Here is a 23,857-nt window from a genome sequence, read left to right as displayed (position 1 = left end):
GCGTCCGGCTGGTCGGCCGCACTCGGGTGCGCTGCCCGGCCGGTGTGCGCGGTGTCGCGGGGGTCCGCGGCGGCGCGCGCGGAGCGCACGCGGGTGCGGATCGCGCCCGGTTCGCCCCAGGCGCAGGATAGGTGGGCGCGGCCCGCGCTCACGGCGGCGCTCAGCAGATCGAATCCGATATCGCTGGGCAGCAACCCGATTCCCATGCTCCGTAGCGCCTCGATCTGGTCGCCGGGTGGACGCATGCCGCCGTCCGCCCAGATCGGCCAGCCGACGCTGATCACTCGGGTGTGCCCCGGTGCCTGGGCGTGCTGTTCGGCGAAGACATCCATGAAGCGGTTGGCGGCCGCGTAGTCGGCTTGGCCGGGATTGCCGAGGACCGCCGACACCGACGAGAACAGCATGAGCAGACGAGCTTCCGGTATCGCGCGCGCCAGGTGTATCGTTCCCGCGACCTTCGGCGCGAGCACGGCCCGCGCGTCATCGCGAGTGGTGTTCGACAGCAGTCCGTCCCGCAGCTGCCCGGCCGCGTGGAAGACGGCATCGATCGGCCCGTAGGTGGCTCGGGCGATCCGGGCCACCCGCTCGACATCGGCGGCGACGGAGATATCGGCCCGCACATGTACCGCTTCCCCACCGAGACCGCCGATCTCGGCCAGCAGCCGCGCCCCGGACTCGTCCAGCGCACCGCGCGATACCAGCACCAGCCGCGCCCGGCACCGCCGCGCCAACCGTTCGGCCAGCAGCCGCCCGAGACCGCCGAAACCGCCCGTCACCACCGCGACCAAGCCCTGCGACAGCGCGTCGGCTTCGGACGGTACCGGGATCTCCTGGGGTATCCGCACCTCGCGCCGCCCGTTCCGGTAGCGGATCTCGACGGTGGGGTCCTGTTCCCCCACAGCCAGTTCCGCGGCGACAGCGGTCGCTGTCTCCGCGGTCGGGCACAGCACTGCCCGGACCACGGGCCTCGGGAACTCCAGCCGCGCGGTGCGCGCGAAACCGGCGGCCAGCGCATGAGTCAGCGGATCGTCGGAGACGGCGAGCACACACCGACATACCGGATCCGGGATCCGCGCCAGCTCCCGCACCAGATCGCGCAGCGGCAGGTGCGCCCGTTCGATCAGCGGTTCCGGATCGAGGCCGTCGGACCGCGCATCCCACAGGTACACCGCCGCATCGAATGTGCGGCGGTGTGCCGACAGGTCGGCCAGGAGTGCGCGCAGCTCCTCCTGATCGGCGGGGTCGACAACGTATCCATCCGGGCCCGAGGCGAACTGGCCGCCCGGCCGCACCCGCACCACTTCGGTCTGCGGCTGCGCCGGATACGGGCGTTCCGCGGTGTCGAAGACGAGCAGCGACGCCGGTACGCGCGAGGCCGGTACGGAATCGTCGGCCTCCCAGTCGAATCCAAAGGTGACCAGTGTCCGGCTCGCGTCGACGCCCGGGTAACCGCCGGATACGGCGTCAGCGGTAGGAATCGTCCGCACCGGACTGCCAACGGGCACGGCCGCAACCGACGACACGGAATGTTGGGCGGCTACCGGATCAGCGGCGACCTCCGGATGACCAGCTGCCATCGGAGGCGCGACGGGCGATGCCACGGCCGGGCGATAGTTCGCGCCCGCCGTGCGGGCCAGGTACCCCGCCAGCGCCTCGATCGTTTGGTACTCGAAAAGCAATGTGGGATACAGCGGTTCCCCGACCCGGGATTCCAACACCGCCGTCAACCCCAACAACTGTGCCGAATCCAGCCCGAGTTCGTAGAACCCGAGATCAGTGGCGACGGCAGCCGGATCGCCGCCGATCGCCTCGGCTACCAGCGCCATCAGATCCGCGGTGATCGCCGCCCGCGGGTCACCCGATGGGGCGGGCACCGCCGCGGGCGCCTCGGGGACCACGGGCGCGGACACACCGTGCTCCGAGAACAGCAGGCGCTCGATATCCTCCCGGCCACGCACCCGCTTGGACGTCAGCCGGTACGCCGCGACCGGTACGCCCGTCGGGTCGTACAGCCGTACCTCGGCCTCCAGCAGATCCGTGCCGCCACCGCGCACCGCCGCCCGGACGAATACCCGCTCGGGCGTCGCCTGCCAGACCCGTACATTCCCGAAATAGATGGGAATGAACGCACTCTCATCGTCCACACCGAGCCGTGCCGGATCGACGAACGGCACGATGGTGGAGGCGTCCAGAAAGGTCGGATGCAGGACGAATCCGGCACTATGGGCCCGCGCCTCGGCGCCGAGGCTCAGCTCCGCCGTCACCAGGTCGCCCTCGCGGGCGAAAACACCGGTGGCGCGCATGAATTCCCGATGTTCGATACCGCGCGCACCGCTCTGCCGATACATCTCCGACAGATCCTGTGCGCCCATCAGCGCCGCACGCAGCTCCGCGACATCGGCAGAATCCTGGATCAGGGTCGAGTCCCGCTGTGCCAGAACAGCTTCGGCAAGCAGCACCGCCGCTCCGTGTGGCGCTCCACTGGCATCCAGCCGTTGTGTTTCGATCCGGATCCGGCCCGTCGCCGCATCCACCCGGAAGGCGATACGCGATGCCGCCCCCGCGTCCAGGGCGACCGGCCGATGAAACAGCGCCTCCCGGATCTCCAGCTCGACCGGCGGGTATCCGCCCACCATCGCCGCGCGCAGGATGGCGTCGAGGTACACCACGCCCGGCAGGATCCGCACGCCGTGCACCCGATGGTCGCGCAGCACCGGGTCCTCGGCGCGCACCGTCGTGGCGAAACTGCCCAATTCGATCGTGTTCACAGCGGCTCCACCTGGAGGAAGGACGGGGTCGGCGCGACCACTGCGGGCCGGATGTCGGGCACGACCGCGGGCAGCGGTTTGGGCAGCATGAAGCTCCTCTTGCGGAAAGCCGGTGGGGGCAGTGCGGCGCGCGCCGGGATATGCCCGGCCGGGGCCTGTTCGACGATCAGGTGGGCGTTGGTGCCGCCGAACCCGAACGAACTCACACCCGCGGCGCGCGGACGGCCGTCGGCTGTCCGCCACGCCCGCAGCTCGCGGTTGATATAGACGGGCGATCCGGCGAACCGGAACCGCGGATTGAGGGTGTCGCAGTGCAGCGACGGCGGCAGCGCCGCGTGGTGGACGGCGAGGATGGTCTTCACCGCCCCGGCAATCCCGGCGGCCGAAAGCAGGTGCCCGATATTGGTTTTCACGCTGCCGACCGCGCACGGTCCGAGGCCGCCTGGTCGCTCGCCCAACACGGTGGCCAGGCCCTTCAGTTCGATCGGGTCGCCGATCATGGTGCCGGTGCCGTGCGCCTCCACATAGGACAGGTCGTCCGGCGACATGCCCGCCGTCCGCAGCGCCGCCGTGACGACCTCGATCTGCGCCCGCATATTCGGGGTGGTGATGCCCATGGTGTGGCCGTCGTTGCCGATGGCCGATCCGCGCAGCACCGCGTAGACGCGGTCACCGTCGGCCAGTGCGTCGTCGAGCCGCTTGAGCATGAGCAGTGCCGCGCCTTCGCCCGGGACGAAGCCGTCGGCATGCTCGGAGAAGGTGGCGCAGCGGCCGTTCGGCGACAGCACTCCGGCCGCCCCCAGGGTCACGTACGGCATTTCGTCGAGCAGCACTTCGACGCCCCCGGCCAGGGCCGCGTCCAGTTCACCGGCCCGCAGCGCCTGGCAGGCCAGGTGCACCGACACCAGTGACGAGGAGCAGGCGCTGTCGAGGACGAGATTGCCCGCGTGCCAGTCGAAGAAGTCGGAGATCCGGGCGGCGATGAAGTTCTGGCCGATTCCGACGATGGTGTGACGGTCCGCGACCGGGATGCGCCCGAAGTAGTTGGCCGACCGGCTGCCGGCGTAGACGCCGATCCGCTTGCCCGCCAACTCCTCTCGCCGATAGCCCGCATCGGCGGTGACCAGCGCCGAGCACTCGAGCAGCAGCCGCTGCAGCGGGTCCATTTGCCAGGCCTGCTCCTCGCTGACGCCGAAGTAGTCGGGATCGAACAGGTCCACGCCGTCGACGAAACCGCCCCACTTGCTGTTGGTGCGTCCGGAACCGCCGCTCGGGCGGTAGAACTCGGCCGGATCCCAGCGCAGGGGATCGACCTCCCGAATCGCACTGCGCCCCGCTGCCAGCATCCGCCAGAACTCCTCCGGGGAATCGCCCCCGGGGAGGCGGCAGCCGATGCCTACCACGGCAATCGGTGCCACGCCGGCCGGGCGCACCCGCTCTCCAGGCGCGGCATGGCTCGACGGCACGGCGGCCGCGGCTGCATGGGAGTTCGCACGGTCGGCCGGCGGATCGACCAGTGGCACAGCGGTGGCATCGGTCCCGGCAGCCGCGGCGAAGCGGTCCGGATAGTGCTCCGCCAACAGACTCGACAGGTCGTCGAGGGTAGGGAATTCGAGTACCAGCGCCGGGTCGAACGGCGCGCCGATCACGTGCTCGATGCGCCGCACCGCGGAGGCGATGAGCACCGAATCCGCGCCGTAGTCCTCGAAACGGCGGTCACCCTCGAACCGCTCGGGGGCCAGCTTCAGCTCATCGGAGAAGATGCGCAGCAGTTCCGCATAGGCCTTGCCGGATCCGGCCGCGGGTGCGGCGGTATGACCGTTGGTCGTCGCGGTGACCTGCCGTGGCGCGGGTTCCGGCCGCGCCGCGGCCGGGGGCGGTGCCGCTGATATCAGGGAAAGCTGCAGGGGCGCACCGTGATACGGCAGCACCACCGGCGCATCGGGCACGCCCAGCACGGCGTCGAGCAGATCGAATCCCTCGGCGGCGGTCATGGCCGGCAGTCCGGTGGCGCGGTAGGCGGCGGTGGTCGCCTCGCCGAATCCGGTGTCGCGGAACGACGGCCAGTTCACCGCGCGGAACCAGGTGCGCCCTGCCGCGTACTGCGCCTCGGCGAAGCGGTCCAGATGCGCATTGGCCATGGCGTAGTCGGAAAGCCCGACCGCCAGCCCGGGCAGTACGGCCGAGACGGAGGAGAACAGTACGAAGAAGTCGGGCCGGTCGGCGGCCAGCACATCGGCGAGCACCCGAGTGCCGGTGATCTTCGGTTCCAGCACCGCCGCGATCCCGGCTCCGGTCTTGCGGATGAATGCCGGGCTCTCCGCGGACACCGCGCCCGCACAGTGCAGTACACCGCCGATGGGTCCGAGTTCACGGCGCACGTCGCTGAAGAAGCGGGTGAGCGCGGCCTCGTCGGCGAGACTGCCGCCGTAGGTGCGGATGGCCACGCCCTGGGCACGCAGGGCCAGCAGCCGCCGCACCTTCGCCGCCACGGCGTCGTCACCGGCGGCGACTCGCTCCCATTCGGGTTGCGGTGGCAGCGCTTCACGGCCGAGAACGGCCAGCCTGCGCGCCCCGCGGTCGACGAGCCGGGACGCGAATTCCGCTCCGAGACCGCGGGTTCCACCGGTCACCACATATGTGCGTGCCGGGTCGACCACCAGCCCGGCACGCGGTGTGACCGGTGCGAGGTCCACCACCTCGCGCACCTCACCGCGCCAGCGCACGCGCGGCGCGCCCGCGCCGGCGGCGGCACATTCCGCGCCCAGAATGCGAAGCAGTCGGTCGGCGGCAATGCCGCCGCGCTCGCCCAGCACATGCACGCTGCGGGTGCGCACACCGCGGATCTCCTCCGCCAGCGCAGCCACCAGCCCGCCCAGCGGCGCGTACTCGGGGCCGTCGGCGCCGGGGCGTCCGGCGCTCAGGTGCAGCAGCACGAGTTCACCGACGTGGGCGTCGATCATGCCCTGGTACAGCCCGATTCGCCCGAACTCTCCGGTAGGCCGGGGTACCGGGGGCAGCGCCGCCAGATCGCACACGTCGATCACGCAATCGGTGTCCGGGTACTGTGCCAGCACGGCCCGGCCCAGCCGGGCGCCCGCCTCGAACTCGTCTCGTTCCACGTCCGCGTCGATCCGGACCATCCGCCCCGGATCGCCCACCAGCGCCGCGAGCGCGTCGACCAGCGCCGTGGGCATCCCCGCGGCGTACACCACCACGGGCCGCCATGTCCGCAGGTCTCCGCTCGTCACCGGCGTCTCATGCCATATCGGAATCAGCACGCGCCGGTCCCGCTGAGCGGGCGGCACATCCGCAGGTGCGTCGGACTCGGCTGCGTGACCCACGAATCCGCCGTGCGCGTCTATCGGCACCACCGCGGCGTCACCGCGCGCGAAAGCCGTTCCGCTGTACGCGGTCATCGGCACCGCCGGTGACGCGCCGTCGGATGCGATGGTTCGCGCGGCGGCCGCCTCGACATCGGGGATCCAGTAGCGTTCGCGCGCGAACGGATACGTGGGCGACGGGATACGCCGCCGGAACCCGCTGTCCCGCAACATGTCCCACTCGATGGTCTTGCCGGTCAGCCAGGCGGCCACGCGCGGATCGGCGGCGGCCCGCGCCGAGGTACGGGCCCCGGGGTCGTCGTTGCGCCACGCCCGCAGTTCCGCCCGCAAGTCTTCGATATCGACGGCGGCGAAGGCGGCCCGCACGGCCAGCGGTTGCCGCCCGGTTTGCATGGTGTAGGCGAGGTCCGCCAGGTTCGGCCGGTGCCCGGCGAGGTAACGGTCCAGTGCGGCAATGTATTCGGCGAGGCGCTCGGCGTCGCGCGCCGACACCGGGATGATTTCGAGTCCGGTGGTGGGAGTAGGGGGACGGGTGTCCACGTACTCCTCGATCACGATATTGGCATTCGAGCCGCCCGCGCCGAAGGAGCTGATGGTAGCGCGCCGTGGCGCACCGCCCGCAGGCCACGGCCGCGGCTGATCCACCACCCGGAACGGCGTTTTCGCGAAGTCGATATGCGGGTTGGCCGGTCGACTGTGCAGCGAGGGGGCGATGACGCCGTGCTTGAGCTGCAGCAGCACCTTGGTCAGCGCCGCGACTCCGGCCGCCGCCTCCAGATGGCCGATATTCGACTTCACCGACCCGATCGGCAGTTCGGCCCGCTCCGCGTCACCGAATACTTGGGCCAGACCGGCGATTTCGATGGGGTCGCCCAGAGCGGTGCCGGTGCCGTGTGCTTCCACGTAGGAGACGGTGCCGGGATCGACGCCGCTGCCGCGCAGCGCAGACCTGATCACCGCCGCCTGCACGGCCGGATTCGGCACCGTGAACCCGTTCACGCGGCCGCCGTGGTTGACGGCGCTGCCCTTGATCACGGCGTGGATGGTGTCCCCGGCTGCCTCGGCATCGGCGAGCGGCCGCAGCACCAGTGCCCCGACCCCTTCCCCGGCCACATAGCCGTCGCCCCCTTCGCCGAAGGACCGGCAGCGGCCGTCGGTGGAGGCGAACTGTCCCTGGCTGAGGGCCACGAACTTGTACGGGTGCAGCGAGAGGTTCACTCCGCCCACCACCGCCAGCCTGGTCTCGCCCGTGCGCAGGCTCTGGCAGGCCAGGTGCAGTGCGGTCAGCGATGACGAGCACGCGGTGTCGACGGCCATGCTCGGCCCCTGGAAGTCGAGGGCGTGCGAGACCCGGTTGGGGATGCTCCAGAAGGTCGATCCGGGCAATGTGCCCTTGCCGAGCCGGGATTCCTCCGCGCCGAACATGTGGTAGGTGCCCCACATGACCCCCACGAAGACGCCCGCCTCCTCCGGCCGTAGCCCGGAGCGGGCCAGTTCGGCCCGCGTGTACCCGGCGTCTTCCAGTGCCGCCCAGGCGGTTTGCAGGAACAGCCGCTCCTGCGGATCCATGACCTCCGCCTCGCGCGGTGAGATGCCGAAGAACAGCGGATCGAAGTGATCTACGCCGTCGAGGAATCCACCCCATTTGGTGTAGGCGGTGTACGGGTGGTGCCGGTCCGGATGGAAGTACTTCGAGTGGTCCCAGCGCTCGGCGGGGATCTCTGTGATGCAGTCGCGGCCTTCGATCAGGACCCGCCAGTATTCGTCCAGGTCGGAAGCGCCCGGATAGCGGCCGCTCACACCGACAATGGCGATGTCGCCGATCCCGCCGCCGTGTCCTCCGCCCGGCCCTGGCGACCGCCGCGGCGTCCGGGCCATGGCTGCACCCTCATCGACTCGCGCCGAGTACTCGACGGGAAGACGGTGGTGCACAGCCGTGTGCCGATCCTGGTCACCAGGCTGGTGGCCGTTCGAAACATGTTGGGCGGCAGCATATTCGAAGTGACCTGCGCCGTCCGGAACCGGCTGGGCAGCAACATGCTCGACAGGACCTGCGCTGTTCGCACCGCGCTGGACAACTGGCTTGTTCGCGGCATTGCCATTCGAAACGTGCGGTGCTGTGGCCCCGAAGTCACCGACAGTCGCACCCGACTCCCCCGTAGATACGGCGGCACCGTCAGCGCTCAGGACGACCCGGTGTGCGGGTCCGGGCTCCTGCGCGGCACGGCCGCTGCGAACCCCTTGGCGATCAGCGGGTCCGAGTTCGATCAGAAAGTCGATGACCGCCCGCGGCGTCGGGTACTCGAACGCCAGCGTGGACGGCAACCGGTGCCCGCTGGCACGGGACAGCTGGTCGCGAATCTCGACCGCGGCGACCGAGTCCAGCCCGAGTTCGTGCAGCGGGCGGTCCAGATCATCACCGGGCCCGAGGCCGAGACAGTGGCGCACCAGCGCGGTCATCTCCGCCGCATACTCGGCGCGGTCCTGTTCGGCCGACGTGCCCGCAACGGGCGGCACCACCGCGGCAGGCTCCGCATTCCCGGTGGGCTGCGCAACTCTGTCCGGCAGGTCCGGGGTGGAAGCGGGCGCCGGCACCAGATCCGCCAGTACCTCCGGCACGGTGTTGTCCGCCGCGTAGACGGTCAGCGCGGTACGGTCCAACGGGAGCACGGTGACGGCCCCACGGAGATCGGCCGCCAGCATGGCGTCCAGTGCGCCGGTCGCGGTCGTCGCGGACAGCAGTCCGTAGCCCCGTGCGGCGAGCCGGCGTAGTTCGGAATCCCCCAGATCGGCCACCATCCCGGTGTCGGCCCATGGGCCCCACGCCACCGCCAGGCCGGATTGTCCTGTCGCGCGGCGCAGTTCGGCCAGGCCGTCCAGGAACGCATTGGCCGCACCGTAACTCGACTGCCCCGGCAATCCCACCACGGCGGCGGCGGAGGAGAACAGGAGGAAGTACCGCAGCGGCAGGGCGGCGGTGAGTTCGTGCAGATGCCATGCGCCGGAGAGTTTCGGCGCGAGCACGCGGCGCACCCGCTGCGCCGACAGCGCATCGAGCACCCCGTCATCGCGCACCCCGGCCAGGTGCACCACCCCGTGCAACGGCGGCAGAGTGCGGGCGATCCAGTCCAGGGTGTCCGCGACTGCGTCCCGGTCGCAGACGTCCAGACTCCGCACCTCGATCCGGGCACCACGCTCCCGTAGCCGGTCCAGCGCGGCCGCTGTCGCGGGGTCCGGTGCGCCGCGTCCGGCCAGCACCAGCGTCCGCTCGCCGCGCTCCACCAGCCAGTCCGCGAGGATCAGGCCGATGCCACCGAGGCCGCCCGTGATCAGTACGGTCCCGGTGCCGGCAGGCTGCACCCTCGCAGCGGCCGAAAGACCGTGCACCGCTTCGATTCTCGGTGCCAGCCGCCGTCCGGATCGCAGCGCCAGCTGGCGGCGCGGAGCACTGGCGAGAAGTTCGCCGACAATGGCATCGGGGTCGACCGAATCATCGACATCGACTATGCCGCAACCGATTTCAGTGTGCTCGAGCTGGGCGCTCCGGGCGAATCCCCACAGCGCCGACTGGGCCGGGTCGATCCGCTCGCCCGGTTCGACGACCCGGCCGCCGCGGGTGAGCAGCCACAGCGCCGGCACGCCGACCGCCACTCCCACCTGGGCGAGATGCAGTGCGCCCACCACGACGCGTTCCGCATGCTGCGCGGCCGTTGCGGCGGGCGCGGGGTCCGGCGCGTACACGATGCCGCGCAGACCGCCGCCCGCGGCGGCCAGCAGCGCCCGCACCGCGACGGGCGAGTCGAGATCGGCGCGGAAATCGGCATCGCCGAGAATCTCGAAACCCGCACCCGGCCGGGCCGATACGATCTGCGCGCCGCGCGCCCGCAGCTGCTCGGCGACCGCTGCCCCGATGCCATCGGGTCCAGCGACGACCAGCCAGCGTCCTGCCGCGGCGCTCACCTCGGGTGTCCCTGCATCCCGCCACACCGTGCGATACACGTCGCCGATACCGCCGACGTGCCCGGAGCCCGGCGCGGTCGCAGTCCGCATGATGCGCAATCCCTCCGTGACGAGCACGGGTTCACCTTCCTCGTCCAGCAATCGGATATCGGCGACGCACACTCGCTCCGTGCGCTCCACCAGCCGCACGTGCGCGTAGCGAACCGGTGGGAATCGATCCACCGTCACGATGCGATCGACGGCCACGGGCACCCAGGTGTGCTGGGCCGCTTCGGCATCCAGCACCGCGTAGGTGGCGTGGAAGGCCGCGTCGAGCGTGGCCGGGTGCACGAGCAGGCCGTCGGCGCCGGAGTCGGCCAGGGTGACGATCGCCTCCCCGGCACCGGCGTGGAACTCCGCCACGCGCTGGAATGCCGGACCGTACCGCAGCCCGGCGGCGGCCAGCACCGTGTAGAGGTCGGCACCCGCTCGTGTTCGCGGGCAGCGGGCCAGCACCTCGGCCAGGGCCGGGCCGCGATCCGGCGCCGAGCCCGCCGCGGCGATCCGCGCGCGCACATGCACGCGCCGGTCGGCCCCTTCCGAGGTAGAGATATCGGCCGTGAACCCGTCCACGGCAGCGGCGGCCCGCACGCGCACCGCATGCCTGCCGGTCACTGCCAGCCCGTCGCGAATCACCAGATCGTCGATGGACACCGCTGCGGCACCGATCATCTCGCGTGCGGCCGTGGCGAGTACGGACACATACCAGGCGCCGGGCACGACCACGGTGTCGCCCACGACATGGTCCGCGAGGTAGGCGGGCTCGTCGAGGGACACCGCGACGGCGAATTCGAAGTCTGCTCCCGGGGATCCGACGCGCCGCAGAGCCGACGCGGGCTGCCGAAGGTCCGGCTCGGCGTGCCACTGGATCGGGTCGTCGTGCCGCAGGATCGGCTCGGCATGCCACTGGATCGGGTCGTCGTGCCGCAGGATCGGCTCGGCATGCCACTGGATCGGGTCGTCGTGCCGCAGGATCGGCTCGGCATGCCGCAGGTCCGGTTCGGCGTACCGCGGAATCGCCTCGGCGTGCCGCAGGATCGGGTCGGTGTTCTCCGCAGCCGGCTCGGCATACCGCACGGGCGCGCCCCCGCGCCGCACGTCCGGCCCCCAAACGGTTCGGCCGGGCGCGGTGGCGACGGCGTTGTCGATCCAGTACCGCTGCCGCTGGAACGGGTAGGTCGGCGCCACCACCCGGGTGCGCCGGTGCGGCCGGTGCACACTCTCCCAGTCGACCGCCACCCCGTGCACATACAGCTCGGCGAGCGCGGTGGCCATGCTCTCCCGGTCGTCGCGACCGCGCCGCAGCGACCCGATGAACCGCGCCGAGTCCGGGGTGGTCCGCGCACCCAGCGCCGAAAGCGTAGGCTGCGGGCCGATTTCGAGGTGCACGTCGATGCCCAGCTCCGCCAGTGCCGCCATACCCTGCGCGAACCGTACGGGTTGGCGAGCGTGGCGCGCCCAGTAGTCCGCCGTCAGCTCACCGGTGGCCAGCGGCGCGCCGGTCACGTTCGAGATCACCGGGATGACCGGGTCGGTGCTGCGCACCGACCGCGCCGCGTTCGCGAGCTCGCCGAGAATCGGGTCCATCAGCGGGGAGTGGAAAGCGTGGGATACCGGCAGCACCGTGGCTCCGCTTCCCGCCGCCTCCAGTTCCGTCTGCAGCCGCCGCACCGCATCGCCTCGCCCGGCCAGCACGATCTGGGCAGGACCGTTGAATCCGGCTATGGCGACCTCGGTTTCGAAGCCTCGCAACAGCGGGGCGACGGTGTCCGCATCGGCGCGGACGGCCAGCATGGCACCGTCATCGGGCAGGCTCTGCATCAACCGGCCGCGGGCGGCCACCAGCCGCAGCGCATCCGCCACGGAGATGGCCTGCGCCGCGCAGGCGGCGACGTACTCGCCCACACTGTGGCCGAGCACCGCGTCCGGTTGGATTCCCCAGTCGCTCCACAGCTGCCACAGCGCCCACTCGACCGCGAACAGCGCGGGCTGGGTGAATACCGTGCGGTCGAGCAGGTCCGGATACGCTGCCGAGTAGAGAGCATCCAGCAGTCCGATTCCGTCCGCGATGGGTCCGAGCAGGTCGTGGCACTGCTGCAGGGCGCCGCGGAACACCGGCTCGGACTCGTAGAGGCCGCGGGCCATGCCCGGGTACTGCGATCCCTGTCCAGTGAACAGCAGCGCGAGTTTCGGGGTCGCGCCGCGCTCGACACGCCCCCGCAGCAGCGTTGGACGATCAGCCGAAAGCAGATGCGCGGCAGCGGTATCCGCCGTGTCGGTGACTATGGCCGAGCGCTCCTCGAAGTGCGTGCGCGCGGTCGCCGCCGTGTAGGCCAGATCGCCGAGCACGACATCCGGTGCACGCAAGGCGTCCGCCCAGCGCCGCGCGGTGTCGATGAGCGCGTCGGGAGTACGTGCCGATAGCGGAACCACCTGTGGCGCAACACTATCCGACTGCGAGGGGACCGCAGCGGGCCCCTGCCGCAGGATCACGTGCGCATTGGTGCCGCTCATTCCGAACGAGCTCACCCCGACCGTGCGCCGACGGCCGGTCACCGGCCACGGACGCCTGCGCACGACGACCTCGATGGGCAGCTCGTCCCAGGCGATGTGCGGGTTGGGCGTGTGGAAGTGCAGGCTCGGCGGAATCTCGCCGTGCTGCAGCATGAGCAGGGCCTTCATCACACCGGCGATCCCCGCCGCGCCCTCGGCATGCCCGATATTGGTCTTGATCGAACCGATCAGCAGCGGTGCGGTGCGGTCCGGCCCGTAGGCGGCGGCCAGCGCGGTCGCCTCTATGGGGTCACCCAACGGCGTTCCGGTGCCGTGGGTTTCGACATAGTCCACCTCTGTGGACGCGATCCCGGCCGCGGCCAGCGCATCCGCGATCACCCGCTGCTGGGCGGGCCCGTTCGGTGCGGTGAGGCCGTTGGAGCGGCCGTCGTGATTGACCGCGATCCCGCCGACCACGGCCAGCACGGTGTCACCGCGCCGCCGGGCCTCGGACAGTCGCGTCACCACCAGCACACCGCAGCCATCGGCGCGGATATAGCCATTGGCGTCGGCGTCGAATGCCCGTGACCGACCGTCCGGCGACAGCGATCGCAGGCGGCAGAACCCGATGGTGGTCTCCGGCGCCAACTGCAGATTCACCCCGCCCACCAGCGCCAGATCGCAGCGCCCGGAGCGCAGGCTGTCGGCCGCGGCCTGCAGGGCCACCAGCGAGGACGAGCAGGCGGTGTCCAGGGTGACGGCCGGGCCCTGTAAACCCAGCGTGTAAGCGAGCCGCCCGGCGGCCACACTGGGCGCCGAACCGATCACCGAGTACGCCCCGATATCCACCGGATCCATTGCCGCCGTGCGGGTTCCGGGATACTCACTGAAACACAACCCGACGAACACGCCGGTGCGGCTGCCCGCCAGGCCGCTCGGCGCGCGGCCCGACCGTTCGACGGCTTCCCACGCCACCTCGAGCAGCAGTCGCTGCTGCGGATCCATGGCGCGGGCCTCGGCGGCGGTGATCCCGAAGAACGCCGGATCGAACTGGTCCACGCCATCGACGAATCCGCCCCACCGGGTGTACATGGCGCCCAGCGCCGCCGGATCCGGATCGTAGAAGGCATCCACATCCCAGCGATCCGGGGGCACCTCGCCGATGGCATCCCGCCCGGCGCACAGCAACTCCCACAACTGCTCGGGGGTGTGCACACCACCGGGAAAACGGCAGCCCATGCCGACGATCACCATCGGGTCGTCGGCTTCGGTGCGAGCGCCGAGGCCGGGCGCATGCTCTCCCCCGCTCCGCGCGGGTCCGTGCGCCGCCTCGACGAAAGCCGCCGCGCCGTCGGTCGCGACCTCGTTTCGATTCGGACTGCTCGGATGCGGCGGCGAAAGTTCGGCACCCACCGCGCCGCCGTCCCAGGCCGCGATCTCGACGGCCCCGGTCGTGGGTGCCGCATCGGTTTCCGTCGCGCTCAATCCTTTGTCCCGCAGCAGGCGCGCGATATCACGCACGGTCGGATAGTCGAAGACCAGGCTTGCCGGAAGGGGGGCGTCGATCTCCTTGGACAAGGCCGCGCGCAGCTCCATACCGGTGAGCGAATCGACTCCGGTATCGTGCAGCGGCTGTTCGGGATCCAGTTCGGTGTCGCGGTCGAGCACGCGCATGGCGACTCGCTGGACCAGCTTCTCCACCTCTCGCAGATCGCCGGTCGAATCCGTCGCTGCTCGAAGAGTGCTGCCGGACTTTGTCTCCGGTGGCAGGGCGCTCGGCGCGGTGGTCGCACGCCCGGCGAACCAGCGCTCCGCCGCGAAGTCGAACACGCCCACGCCGGCGATGTCCTGCCCGGTCAGGTGATCCAGTGCCGCGGCCGCATCGGGTTCGCGCAATGGCGGCAGGCCACGCCGGGTCAGGCGAGCCGTCACCTCTGGGCGACCGGCCGCCATCCCCACATCGGAGAATGGGCCCCACGCGATACTCAGGGCGGGCAGCCCGTCCGCGCGGCGCCGCCAGGCCAGGGCGTCGAGGGCCGCATTGGCCGCGGCGTAGTTGGCCTGTCCGGGGGTGCCGAGCACGCCCGCGACGGAGGAGTACAGCACGAACAAATCCAGCGCCTGTCCTCGGGTCAGCTCGTCGAGATGTTGTGCCGCACGATATTTCGGCCTCAGTACGGTCTCGAACCGCGACCAGCTCTGTTCGGTGAGCACACGATCGTCGAGGACACCGGCACAGTGGATCACACCCCGCAGCGGCGGCAGCGCGGACGCGGTGAGATCCGCCAGCAGGGTGGCGACCGCCTGCCGGTCGCCGATATCGGCGCGGCGGGCTTCGATCCGCACAGCCCCGGCGCTCATCGACGCCATCCAGCGCCGCGCAGCCGCATCGGGTTCGCGCCGACCCACCAGTACGAGGGTCCTGGCGCCGCGGTCGATGAGCCAGCGGGCCGCGGCCGTGCCGAGTCCGCCGAAGCCTCCGGTGATCAGGTAGGTGCCGTTGGCGGATACATCGCCGTGCCGGGATGCGCTGTGCCGCAGCACGATACGTCCACGATTGCGGCGCTGCTCGAGCATCCGGAAGGCAGCCTCGCTCGCCCGCAGGTCGTGCACCTCACAGGGCGGTGCAACCAGCTCACCGCGGTCGAACAGCGCGGCGATCTCGCGCACGATCTCGCCCAGCCGATCCGGCGGCACGGTATCCACGCCGCGGAACTCGCGATGGTCGACGCCCGCGGGAACCGGCCCGCCACGCCACTGCGCGATATCGACGATATCGACGAATCGGCCACTGGCGGTGAGCAATTGCGGTGCACGTCCGACGAGTTCGCTGGTGATCGTATTCACCGCCACGTCCACCCCGGCGCCGAGGTGAGCGCGGATCTCATCGGCGAAATCCGCCCCGCGCCAGTTCCCGACCCGGGTGACCGACCACCCGGCGTCGGCGGCCCAGTCGCTCAGCGCCGCCGTGGCGAGCACGCGCGCACCGGCCCGGCACGCCAGCTGCACGGCCGCGATGCCGAACCCATCGGCCGGGGCATGGATCAGAATGCTCTCTCCGGCACGCAGCTTCGCAAGATCGAACAGTGTGAACGAGGCTGTTGCGAACGCCACCGGCACGGTTGCGGCGGCGGTAGGGGACAGCGGCAGCGGTGTGCGTGCCACCAACCGCTGATCCACGGTGACGAACCGAGCGAGACTGCCGCGCGCCACAGCGATTACCGAGTCACCGACCTGCAGTCCGGCGACTCCCGCGCCGACCGCGCTGACCCGGCCCGAGCATTCACTTCCCAGCGGCAGCACCCCGTCCGGGTGAATACCCTTGGCAATCCACAGCTCGCGGTGGTCGAGCCCGGCTGCCTCCACCTCGATCTCGATCTCACCCGGCCCGGGTGCCGTGCGCGGCGCGGATTCCAGCCGCAGCCGAGCGAGATCACCGGAGCGGTGCGGTACGAGACGCCAGCTCCCGGCCGCATCCCCAGCCGGCAGCCCGTCGGCCAGCCGCGCCCGGAACCAGGTTCCGCCGCGAACGGCCAGCTGCGCCTCGGCCGCAGCCCCGGTGAGCACGGCTCCCGCGGTCGGTCCCACGGCAGCTCCGGGCTCCAGATCCAGAATCCGGCAACCGAATTCGGGATGCTCACCGGCGACCGTACGGGCCAATCCCCACAGCATCGCCTGATCCGGATCGGGTCGGTCACCGTCGGCCACGCGCTGGGCGCCCACGCTCACCATCCACAGCGCCGACAGTGCGCGGCCGGCCCCGGCCAACTCCCGAATCACCCGCAGCGCCAGCTCGATCCGCACGTCGATCGCGGTCGCGGTCCAGGCGAGCACAATCCCGTCGACCGCCGGCACCTGCACCCGCATCGGCGCGGTCACCGCCGGCTGCCCCGCACCGAATACATCGTCCGGGCGCACCAGTTCCGTCTCCACGCCGTGCGCTCTCAGCGCGGCCGCCAGCGCATGTCCCTCTGCGGCGTCGGCGTACACCAGCCAGCGGCCGCTGCCCCGCGACGCGGGGATCGTATTCGCCTCCGCCGCAACCCATTCGACGTGGTGCAGTAGCCCGTAGACGCGTTCATCCACCACCGTGCGGCCGGGCTCGGCCGCCGCCGGTTCCGCGATCCGCACGGCGGCCGCCGCGGACGCTGCGGCATCCGCCGCGACGGGTCGATACGGCTGCGCCTCGGCGGCGATTCGCGCAGCGGGGGCGGCTGTCTCGGCCGATCGGCTGGCCGGCGCACTCGAGCCCGGATCGGCCGCCCCGAGTTCGACGGACCGAGTACGCGCGGGAACCTCGAGCCAGTGCCGTTTCCGCTGGTACGCGTAGGTCGGCAGGTCGATCCGGCGCCACGACTGTCCTGAATACACTGCGTTCCAGTCGATTTGCTCGCCGCCGACGTAGCTCCGCGCCAATGTGTCGGCCGCTCCCGCCGGTCCGTCCGCCACCACCGTCACGGTGTTCGGCTCCCCGGTCGCCGCGGCCACGGCGGCCAGCCCGTCCAGCAGCCGCGCCGGTGTGTCGAACACGATCGCGGTCCGGACGCCGAAATGGGTGCGACCGGTATTCGCCGATGCACACAGATCGCGAGCATCGAGATCCGCGGCCGCGGCCACGAAATCCCGGTAACGCGAGGCGAGTCCCCGCACAGCGGCCGCGCTCTTCGCGGACAGGGCCAGCACATGACGGCCGCCCGCACCGGCCGGGTCCGGCACTGCCTCCGGCGGGGCCCCCTCCAGCAGGATATGAGCGTTGGTGCCACTGATTCCGAACGCGCTCACCCCGGCCCGGCGCGGTTGCCCGGTGCGCGGCCACTCACGAGCGGCGGCAACCACCCGCACACCCGCGGTATCCCAGTCGATATGCGAGTTACCGGAGCGGAAGTGCAGGGTCGCCGGAATTCGGCCGTGCCGCATGGACTCGACCACCTTGACGATATTCGCGATACCGGCGGCGGCCTGGGTGTGGCCGAGATTCGACTTCACCGCGCCGATCCACAGCGGACGCTCCACCGAGCGGCCCCGCGCCAGCACCGCGGACAGCGCATTGACCTCGATGGGATCCCCGAGCCGGGTGCCGGTGCCGTGCGCCTCCACATAGTCGATGTCGTGACCGGACAGCGCGGCGTCGGCCAGTGCCGCCCGCAGCAGCCGCTCCTGGGCGGGACCGTTCGGGGCGGACAGTCCCTGGCTGCGGCCATCGGAATTCACGGCCGTGCCGCGGATCAGCGCCAGCACCCGGTCGCCGTCGCGGCGGGCGTCGGCATACCGCTTCAGCACCAGCGTGCCCGCACCGTCACTCCACACCACCCCGTCGGCGCGGTCGTCGAAGCTCTTGCAGCGGCCGTCTGCGGCCAGGCCCCGAGCGCGGGCGAAATAGATGTCCAGCGACGGCGTCAGCACCACGGTGGCGCCGCACGCCAGCGCCAGATCGCATTCGCCGCGCCGCAGGCTCTGCACCGCGAGATGCACCGTCACCAGCGATGACGAACATGCGGTGTCGACGGTCAGGCTCGGCCCGGTGGCGCCAAGGAAGTACGACAGCCGACCCGAGGCCACACTGCCCAGGGTGCCCGTGCCGAACCAGGCGTCCGGCGCCATGTCGGCGCGGGCCATGCGGTCGGCGTAATCGTGGGACATGAGGCCGACGAACACCCCGGTACGCGACCCGTCGAGCCGGTGTGCTGGAATGCCCGCGTGTTCGAGTGCTTCCCAGGAGGTTTCGAGCAGCAGCCGCTGCTGCGGATCCAGCATCCGCGCCTCGCCGGCCGAGATATCGAAGAAACCGGCATCGAAATCCTCTACGCCGTCGATGAATCCGCCCCAGCGGGTATAGGTCTTGCCCTCGGCGTCCGGATCGGGATCGAAGTACGCCTCGACATCCCAACGTCCGAACGGCACTTCGGTCACCGCATCCGTTTCATCGGTGACCAGCCGCCACAGGTCGGCGGGGCCGTGAACTCCGCCCGGCAATCGGCAGCCCATTCCGACAATGGCTATCGCGTCGTCGAGATCGTCGACGGACGGCTGCGAGGCGGTCGATTCCGCACCGGCCGGTGTGAACGCGGCCGGCCGCGACGTCGCGGACTCGGATGCGTTGCGGCGCGGCGCGGCGGGCTCGGGCCGGGGCTGCGCGGAGGCCGGCATCGAACCGGCTGCGCGGCGGGCGATTTCGTCCGCCACCGCCGTCACCGTCGGATGGTCGAACAACAGTGTCGCGGGCAGCCGCACGCCGAGTTCGGCGGACAGGCTGTTGCGCAGCTCCACCGCCATCATCGAGTCCAGGCCGAGATCGCGCAGTGGAGTGCGGTCCGGTACCGGGGTCGTGCGCCCGAGCGCCGCGGTGGCATGCGCCCGGACCAGGGCGGGGACATCGCGTTCAGGATCGACCATCGGTTCGTCCGGGTGCATCGTCTCCGCGTTCTGTGCAGTCTGGTTATCGAATTCCGTTGTGGCCGTTGGATATACCGCCACTACACCGTCAGTGGCCAGCAACGAGCGCAATATCGCCGAACCCGTCGCAGCGTCGAGTTCGGCGACACCGTGCCGCCGCCAAGCCCGCCGCGCGCCCGCGCTCAGGCCCTGGGCCATACCGGTATCGGCCCACGGACCCCATTGGATGCTCAGGGCGGGCAGCCCGTTCGCCCGGCGATGCTGTGCCAGGCCGTCCAGATACGCGTTCGCCGCGGCGTAATTCGCCTGCCCGGCCGTTCCGATCGCGGCGCTCGCGGAGGAGAACAGCACGAACAGCTCGAGCTCGTGGCCGACGCTGAGTTCGTGCAGATGCCAAGCGCCTTCGGCTTTGCCCGCGAAGACCCGGCGCAGCCGGCTCGCGTCCTGCTCGGGCAGGAGCGCATCGTCGAGCGCACCGGCACAGTGGACCACACCGCGCAGGCGGGGCAGATCGCGACCGAAGCGGGCCAGGAGCGCGGCTACCGCGAAGCGGTCGGAGACGTCAACGGCGACGGTCTCGACCCTGGTCCCGTCGGCGGCGAGTTCGGCAATCGTGTGCTGGGCATCCGCATTCGGCATGCCGCGGCCGGCCAGCACCAGGGTTCGCGCACCCGCGGCGGCCAATACCCGCGCCGCCCGCAACCCGAGGGCACCCAGCCCTCCGGTGATCAGATAGGCGGCGGAGCGATCGAGGACGCGGGGCACCAACCCAGAACGGTCACCCGCGGCAACACCGATGCGGTCCCCGGACACTACGGTGCCATCGGCTACCGCACCCGACCCGTCGTGCGGTGTCTCGTATCGCCGCACGTGACGCGCGCCGGCGCGCAGCGCGACAGCGAAATCGTCTGTCTCCCGGAATAGTTCGTCGACGAGTTGCCGATCATCCAGCGCAGTGCCGACCGCTCGGTCGATCACTCGGCAGTGCAACTCGGGTAGTTCCGTCCGCACGACCGCTACCAGACCCCACAGCGCGGCCGACGCCGCGCGCACGGAATCGCCCGGCACAACCGCCGCCGCAGCGGTGGTCACCAGCACCAGTCGCGCGGTGTCGGCGCGTGCGGCCAGGGCCTGCACCAGGGTCAGGACCGTCTCGGTCTCCGCCCGCGCCGCCGCCGCATCGTCGGCCTCCCCGGCCAGGTAGACCACCGAGGCGCCCGGGACCGCCGCGAGCGCGCGGTCCAGCCCGGCGCGGTCGTTCGTCGGTTCCGTCACCACGGTGGTGGCCCCCGCGTCCCGCAATGCGCCGGCCAGCCGCCCGGCCATCGCGTGGGCACCCACGACGAGCCAGGGGCCCGCACCGGCCACATCGATCGCGTCGGCAACGCCACCTGTGATCGCGATGGACATGGTCCGCCACACCGGAATTCGGGCCAGCTCCGCGAGCACTGCACCGTCCATGAGCTCTGCCTCGACCGGCGCGAACCGCACGTCCGTGAATACCGCCAGTACACCGCCTTCGCCATCGAAAACCCGAATGCGCACACCGCGCCCGGTCCGGACGGCATCGGCCCACGCCGCCGCCGCACTGTCGTCGCTATATACGCGCAAGCGGCCGATCGCGACCGGCAAACGCAGCGCACCGTCACCCCGCACCAGTAGCGCAAGGCCCGTCTGGATCGCCGCATCGAGCAGGCACGCCAGCGCCACGTCCGGTGTGCCCGCCAATTGCGCGGGCCGGGCCAGGCGAGCGAGCATCCGGTCGGCACCGGCGTACATCTCGGTCAGCCAGCGGAAACTGGGGCCGAACGTCAAACCCGAGGCGGTACATCGAGCGTAGAAGTCAGCGACGGTCCAGACGTCGCCGCAGGCCGCCCGGGCCGCCTCGAGGCCATCGCCGTCCTCGGTGACCTCCGGTCGCACAGCGACAGTGGAGGCCGATGCGGCAGCCGGCTCACCGGGTGCGAGATGGAAGGCCAGGTCCATCCCGTCGCCCTCGCCCCGCACCGCGGGCTGCGTCAACTGCTCCACTGGAATGGGTCGCGCTACCACGAAATCGGTCAGCTCATGGGTCAGCACTCCCCCACCGGAACGTAATGCCGACCAGGCCAGGTAAGCGGCCGGTGTCACCGCCCGCTCCCGGAACCGATGCTCACCGAGGAAGTCATGGCCGGAGGCGATACCGGGCGTCTCCAGGCGCTGCCGCTGAAACGGATAGGTCGGCAGACCATTACGACGCCGCGCCTGTGCAGGCAGCACCGCCGACCAGTTCACATCAGCACCGGCACAGTACAACTCGGCCAAGCTGGACACGATGGTCTCGTCCGCGGCGACCATCCGGCGCATACTCGGCAACCACAACCCCGCGCCGCCGAGGATCGGACGCCCGAGTTCCACCAGCACCGGATGCGGTCCCACTTCGAGATAGCCGTCCACGTCGAATTCGGCCAGCGCCCGCACACCATCGGCGAACAACACCGGGCGACGGGCATGATCGCGCCAGTACCGGGGCCCCATCTCCGCCGCGGTGATCACGCGCCCCGTCGTATTCGACACCACCGGTAGCGCCGCGGAACGCTCCTGCGGTAGCAGGCGCGCGGCGACGCCTTCGAATTCATCGAGGATCGGATCCAGCAGCGGTGAGTGGAAAGCCGTGGTCCCGGGCAGCGCGACCACGCGAATATCGCGCTGTGCGGCCAACTCCCGCACCCGCGCCACCGCCTCCTCGGTGCCGGACACCACGAACTGCCGGGCGCCGTTCACGGCCGCCACCGCCAACTCGTCCGGCGATGCGCCGACCAGATCCGCGAATTCCTCCACCCCGGCGAACACCGCCGCCATGGCACCGGTCGCGTGCAGCGACTGCATCAGCCGGCCGCGTTCGGCCGCCAACCGCAGCCCCTCCTCGATCCCGAACACACCGGCCACGGTGGCCGCTACCAGTTCGCCCAGGCTGTGCCCGAGCACGACGGCCGGGCGGATTCCCCAGTCGGTCCACAGCTGCGCGAGCGCCCACTCGACCGCGAAGAGTGCGGGCTGGGCGAACTCGGTGCGTGTCAAGGCCGCATCGTCGAACAGCACGGCACGCAATCGCCGACCACCGGAGAGTTCGCCGAGAAGTTCGTCGCAGCGGTTGATTTCGCGCCGGAACACCGGGAAGCGCCGGTACAGTGCCTCCCCCATGCCCGCGTACTGCGCGCCCTGCCCGGTGAACAGCATCGCCACTCGGGGTGGACGGCGCTCCTCGGGGATATCGCGAATCGATTCGCGCAGACGCAGTTTCCGGATCGCCTCCGCACCCGTGTCGGCGACCACCGCGACCCGGTACGGGAAATGCGCGCGGCCCAGCGCCGCCGTGGCGCCGACGTCGGCAAAGGGGGGATCGGCGCGCTCCAGGTAATCGGCGTAGCGAGAGGTGAGCTCGGCCAGTGCGGCCGCTGTCCGCGCCGAGACCGCCAGTACCTGCGGCCCGTCGGGCACGGCCGTGGCGGGCGCAGCCGCGGGTGCTTCCTCGACGATCACATGGGCGTTCGTGCCCGCGAAACCGAAGGAACTGACCCCCGCCCGGCGCGGCATCTCTCCGGCCGGCCAGGCGATATCCGCGGTGGGCACCGCCAGTGCGGTGCCGTCCAGCGTGATCCTCGGGTTCATGGTGTCGAATCCGGGCTGCCGGGGGATTCGTCCGTGCTGCAGCATCAGCACCGTCTTGATCAGTCCCGCCACACCGGCGGCCGCCTCCAGGTGACCGATCTGCGCTTTCACCGAGCCCACCAGGCACAACCGGCCGTTGGCACGCCGCGCACCGAGAACCGCTGCCAGCGCCTCGATTTCGATGGGATCGCCGAGCGGTGTGCCGGTGCCGTGCGCCTCCACATATCCGATACCGTCGGCATCGCACCCGGCATCGGCCAGCGCCGCACGGAGCAGATCGCGCTGCGCCACCGGATTCGGCGCGGTCAACCCCATCGACCGACCGTCGTGATTCACACTCGTTGCGCGGATGACCGCGTGCACCGCGTCGCCGTCGGCGAGCGCGCGGGACAGCGGCTTCAAGACGACCATTCCCGCGCCCTCGCCGCGCACATAGCCATTGGCCGCCGCATCGAACGGGCGGCAGCGGCCGTCCGGAGAGAGCGCGCCCATACGCGCCAGCGCCGCCGAGGTCAGTTCGGACTGCAGCAGATTCACCCCGCCCGCCAGCGCCGCATCGCATTCGCCCGCGCGCAGTGCTGCGCAGGCTTGGTGCACGGCCACCAGTGAGGACGAGCATGCGGTGTCCACCGCCACGGCAGGCCCGCGCAGCCCCAGCAGGTAGGACACTCGCCCGGCGACAATGCTGGACATGGTGCCGGTGAGGGTGTGCGTGTCGACCGACCGCGCCCCCTCGGGGGTGATGGTGCGCTGATACTCCTGCCAGCTGACGCCGAGGAAAACCCCGGTCCGCGAACCGTCCAGGCCGTCCGGCGCGATGGCCGCGTCTTCCATTGCCTCCCAGGCGATTTCGAGCGAGAGGCGCTGCTGCGGATCCATCGCCGCCGCCTCCCTGGGTGCGATCCCCATGAAGTCGGTGTCCATCGCGTCGATCGGCCCGGCGAGCAGACCCGCGCGGCGCGGGGCTCGCGGCGACTCGGCATCCGGGCTCGGCCAGCGGTCGGCGGGGACGTCGGTGATGGCATCGTGCCCGGAGGCGATCAGGTCCCAGTACCGCTGCGGGCTGTCCGCGCCACCCGGAAAACGGCACGCTAGCCCGATGATTGCGATTGGTTCGCAGGGAGAATGCCGTTCTGCTTCCAGCTCCTCGATCCGGCGAAGCGCCCGCGTCAACAACGTACGTAGTTCGTACTCACCATCATCTGTCAT

At 70.9% G+C, this 23,857-nt stretch carries 2 protein-coding genes (1 of these 2 only partly in view); both read right to left on the bottom strand.

What is annotated here, in order from left to right; genetic code table 11:
* A protein-coding gene (locus tag ACQP0C_RS17735) for a thioester reductase domain-containing protein (protein ID WP_433733984.1) crosses the window boundary here: on the bottom strand, positions 1-2,768 show its beginning. The gene continues 9,433 nt to the left of window position 1, outside the view; only the first 2,768 of its 12,201 coding nucleotides appear in the window; it begins with the start codon at positions 2,766-2,768; its stop codon lies off the left edge, out of view.
* Positions 2,765-23,857 carry an SDR family NAD(P)-dependent oxidoreductase gene (locus tag ACQP0C_RS17730; RefSeq protein WP_433733983.1) on the bottom strand — a complete coding sequence of 7,031 codons (21,093 nt, stop codon included), beginning with the start codon at positions 23,855-23,857 and terminating at the stop codon, positions 2,765-2,767. The genes ACQP0C_RS17735 and ACQP0C_RS17730 overlap by 4 nt, the downstream gene beginning before the upstream one ends.

The organism is Nocardia sp. CA-129566 (genome assembly GCF_050956075.1).
Lineage (GTDB): Bacteria > Actinomycetota > Actinomycetes > Mycobacteriales > Mycobacteriaceae > Nocardia.
This window is presented reverse-complemented; position numbering and strand designations above follow the sequence as displayed.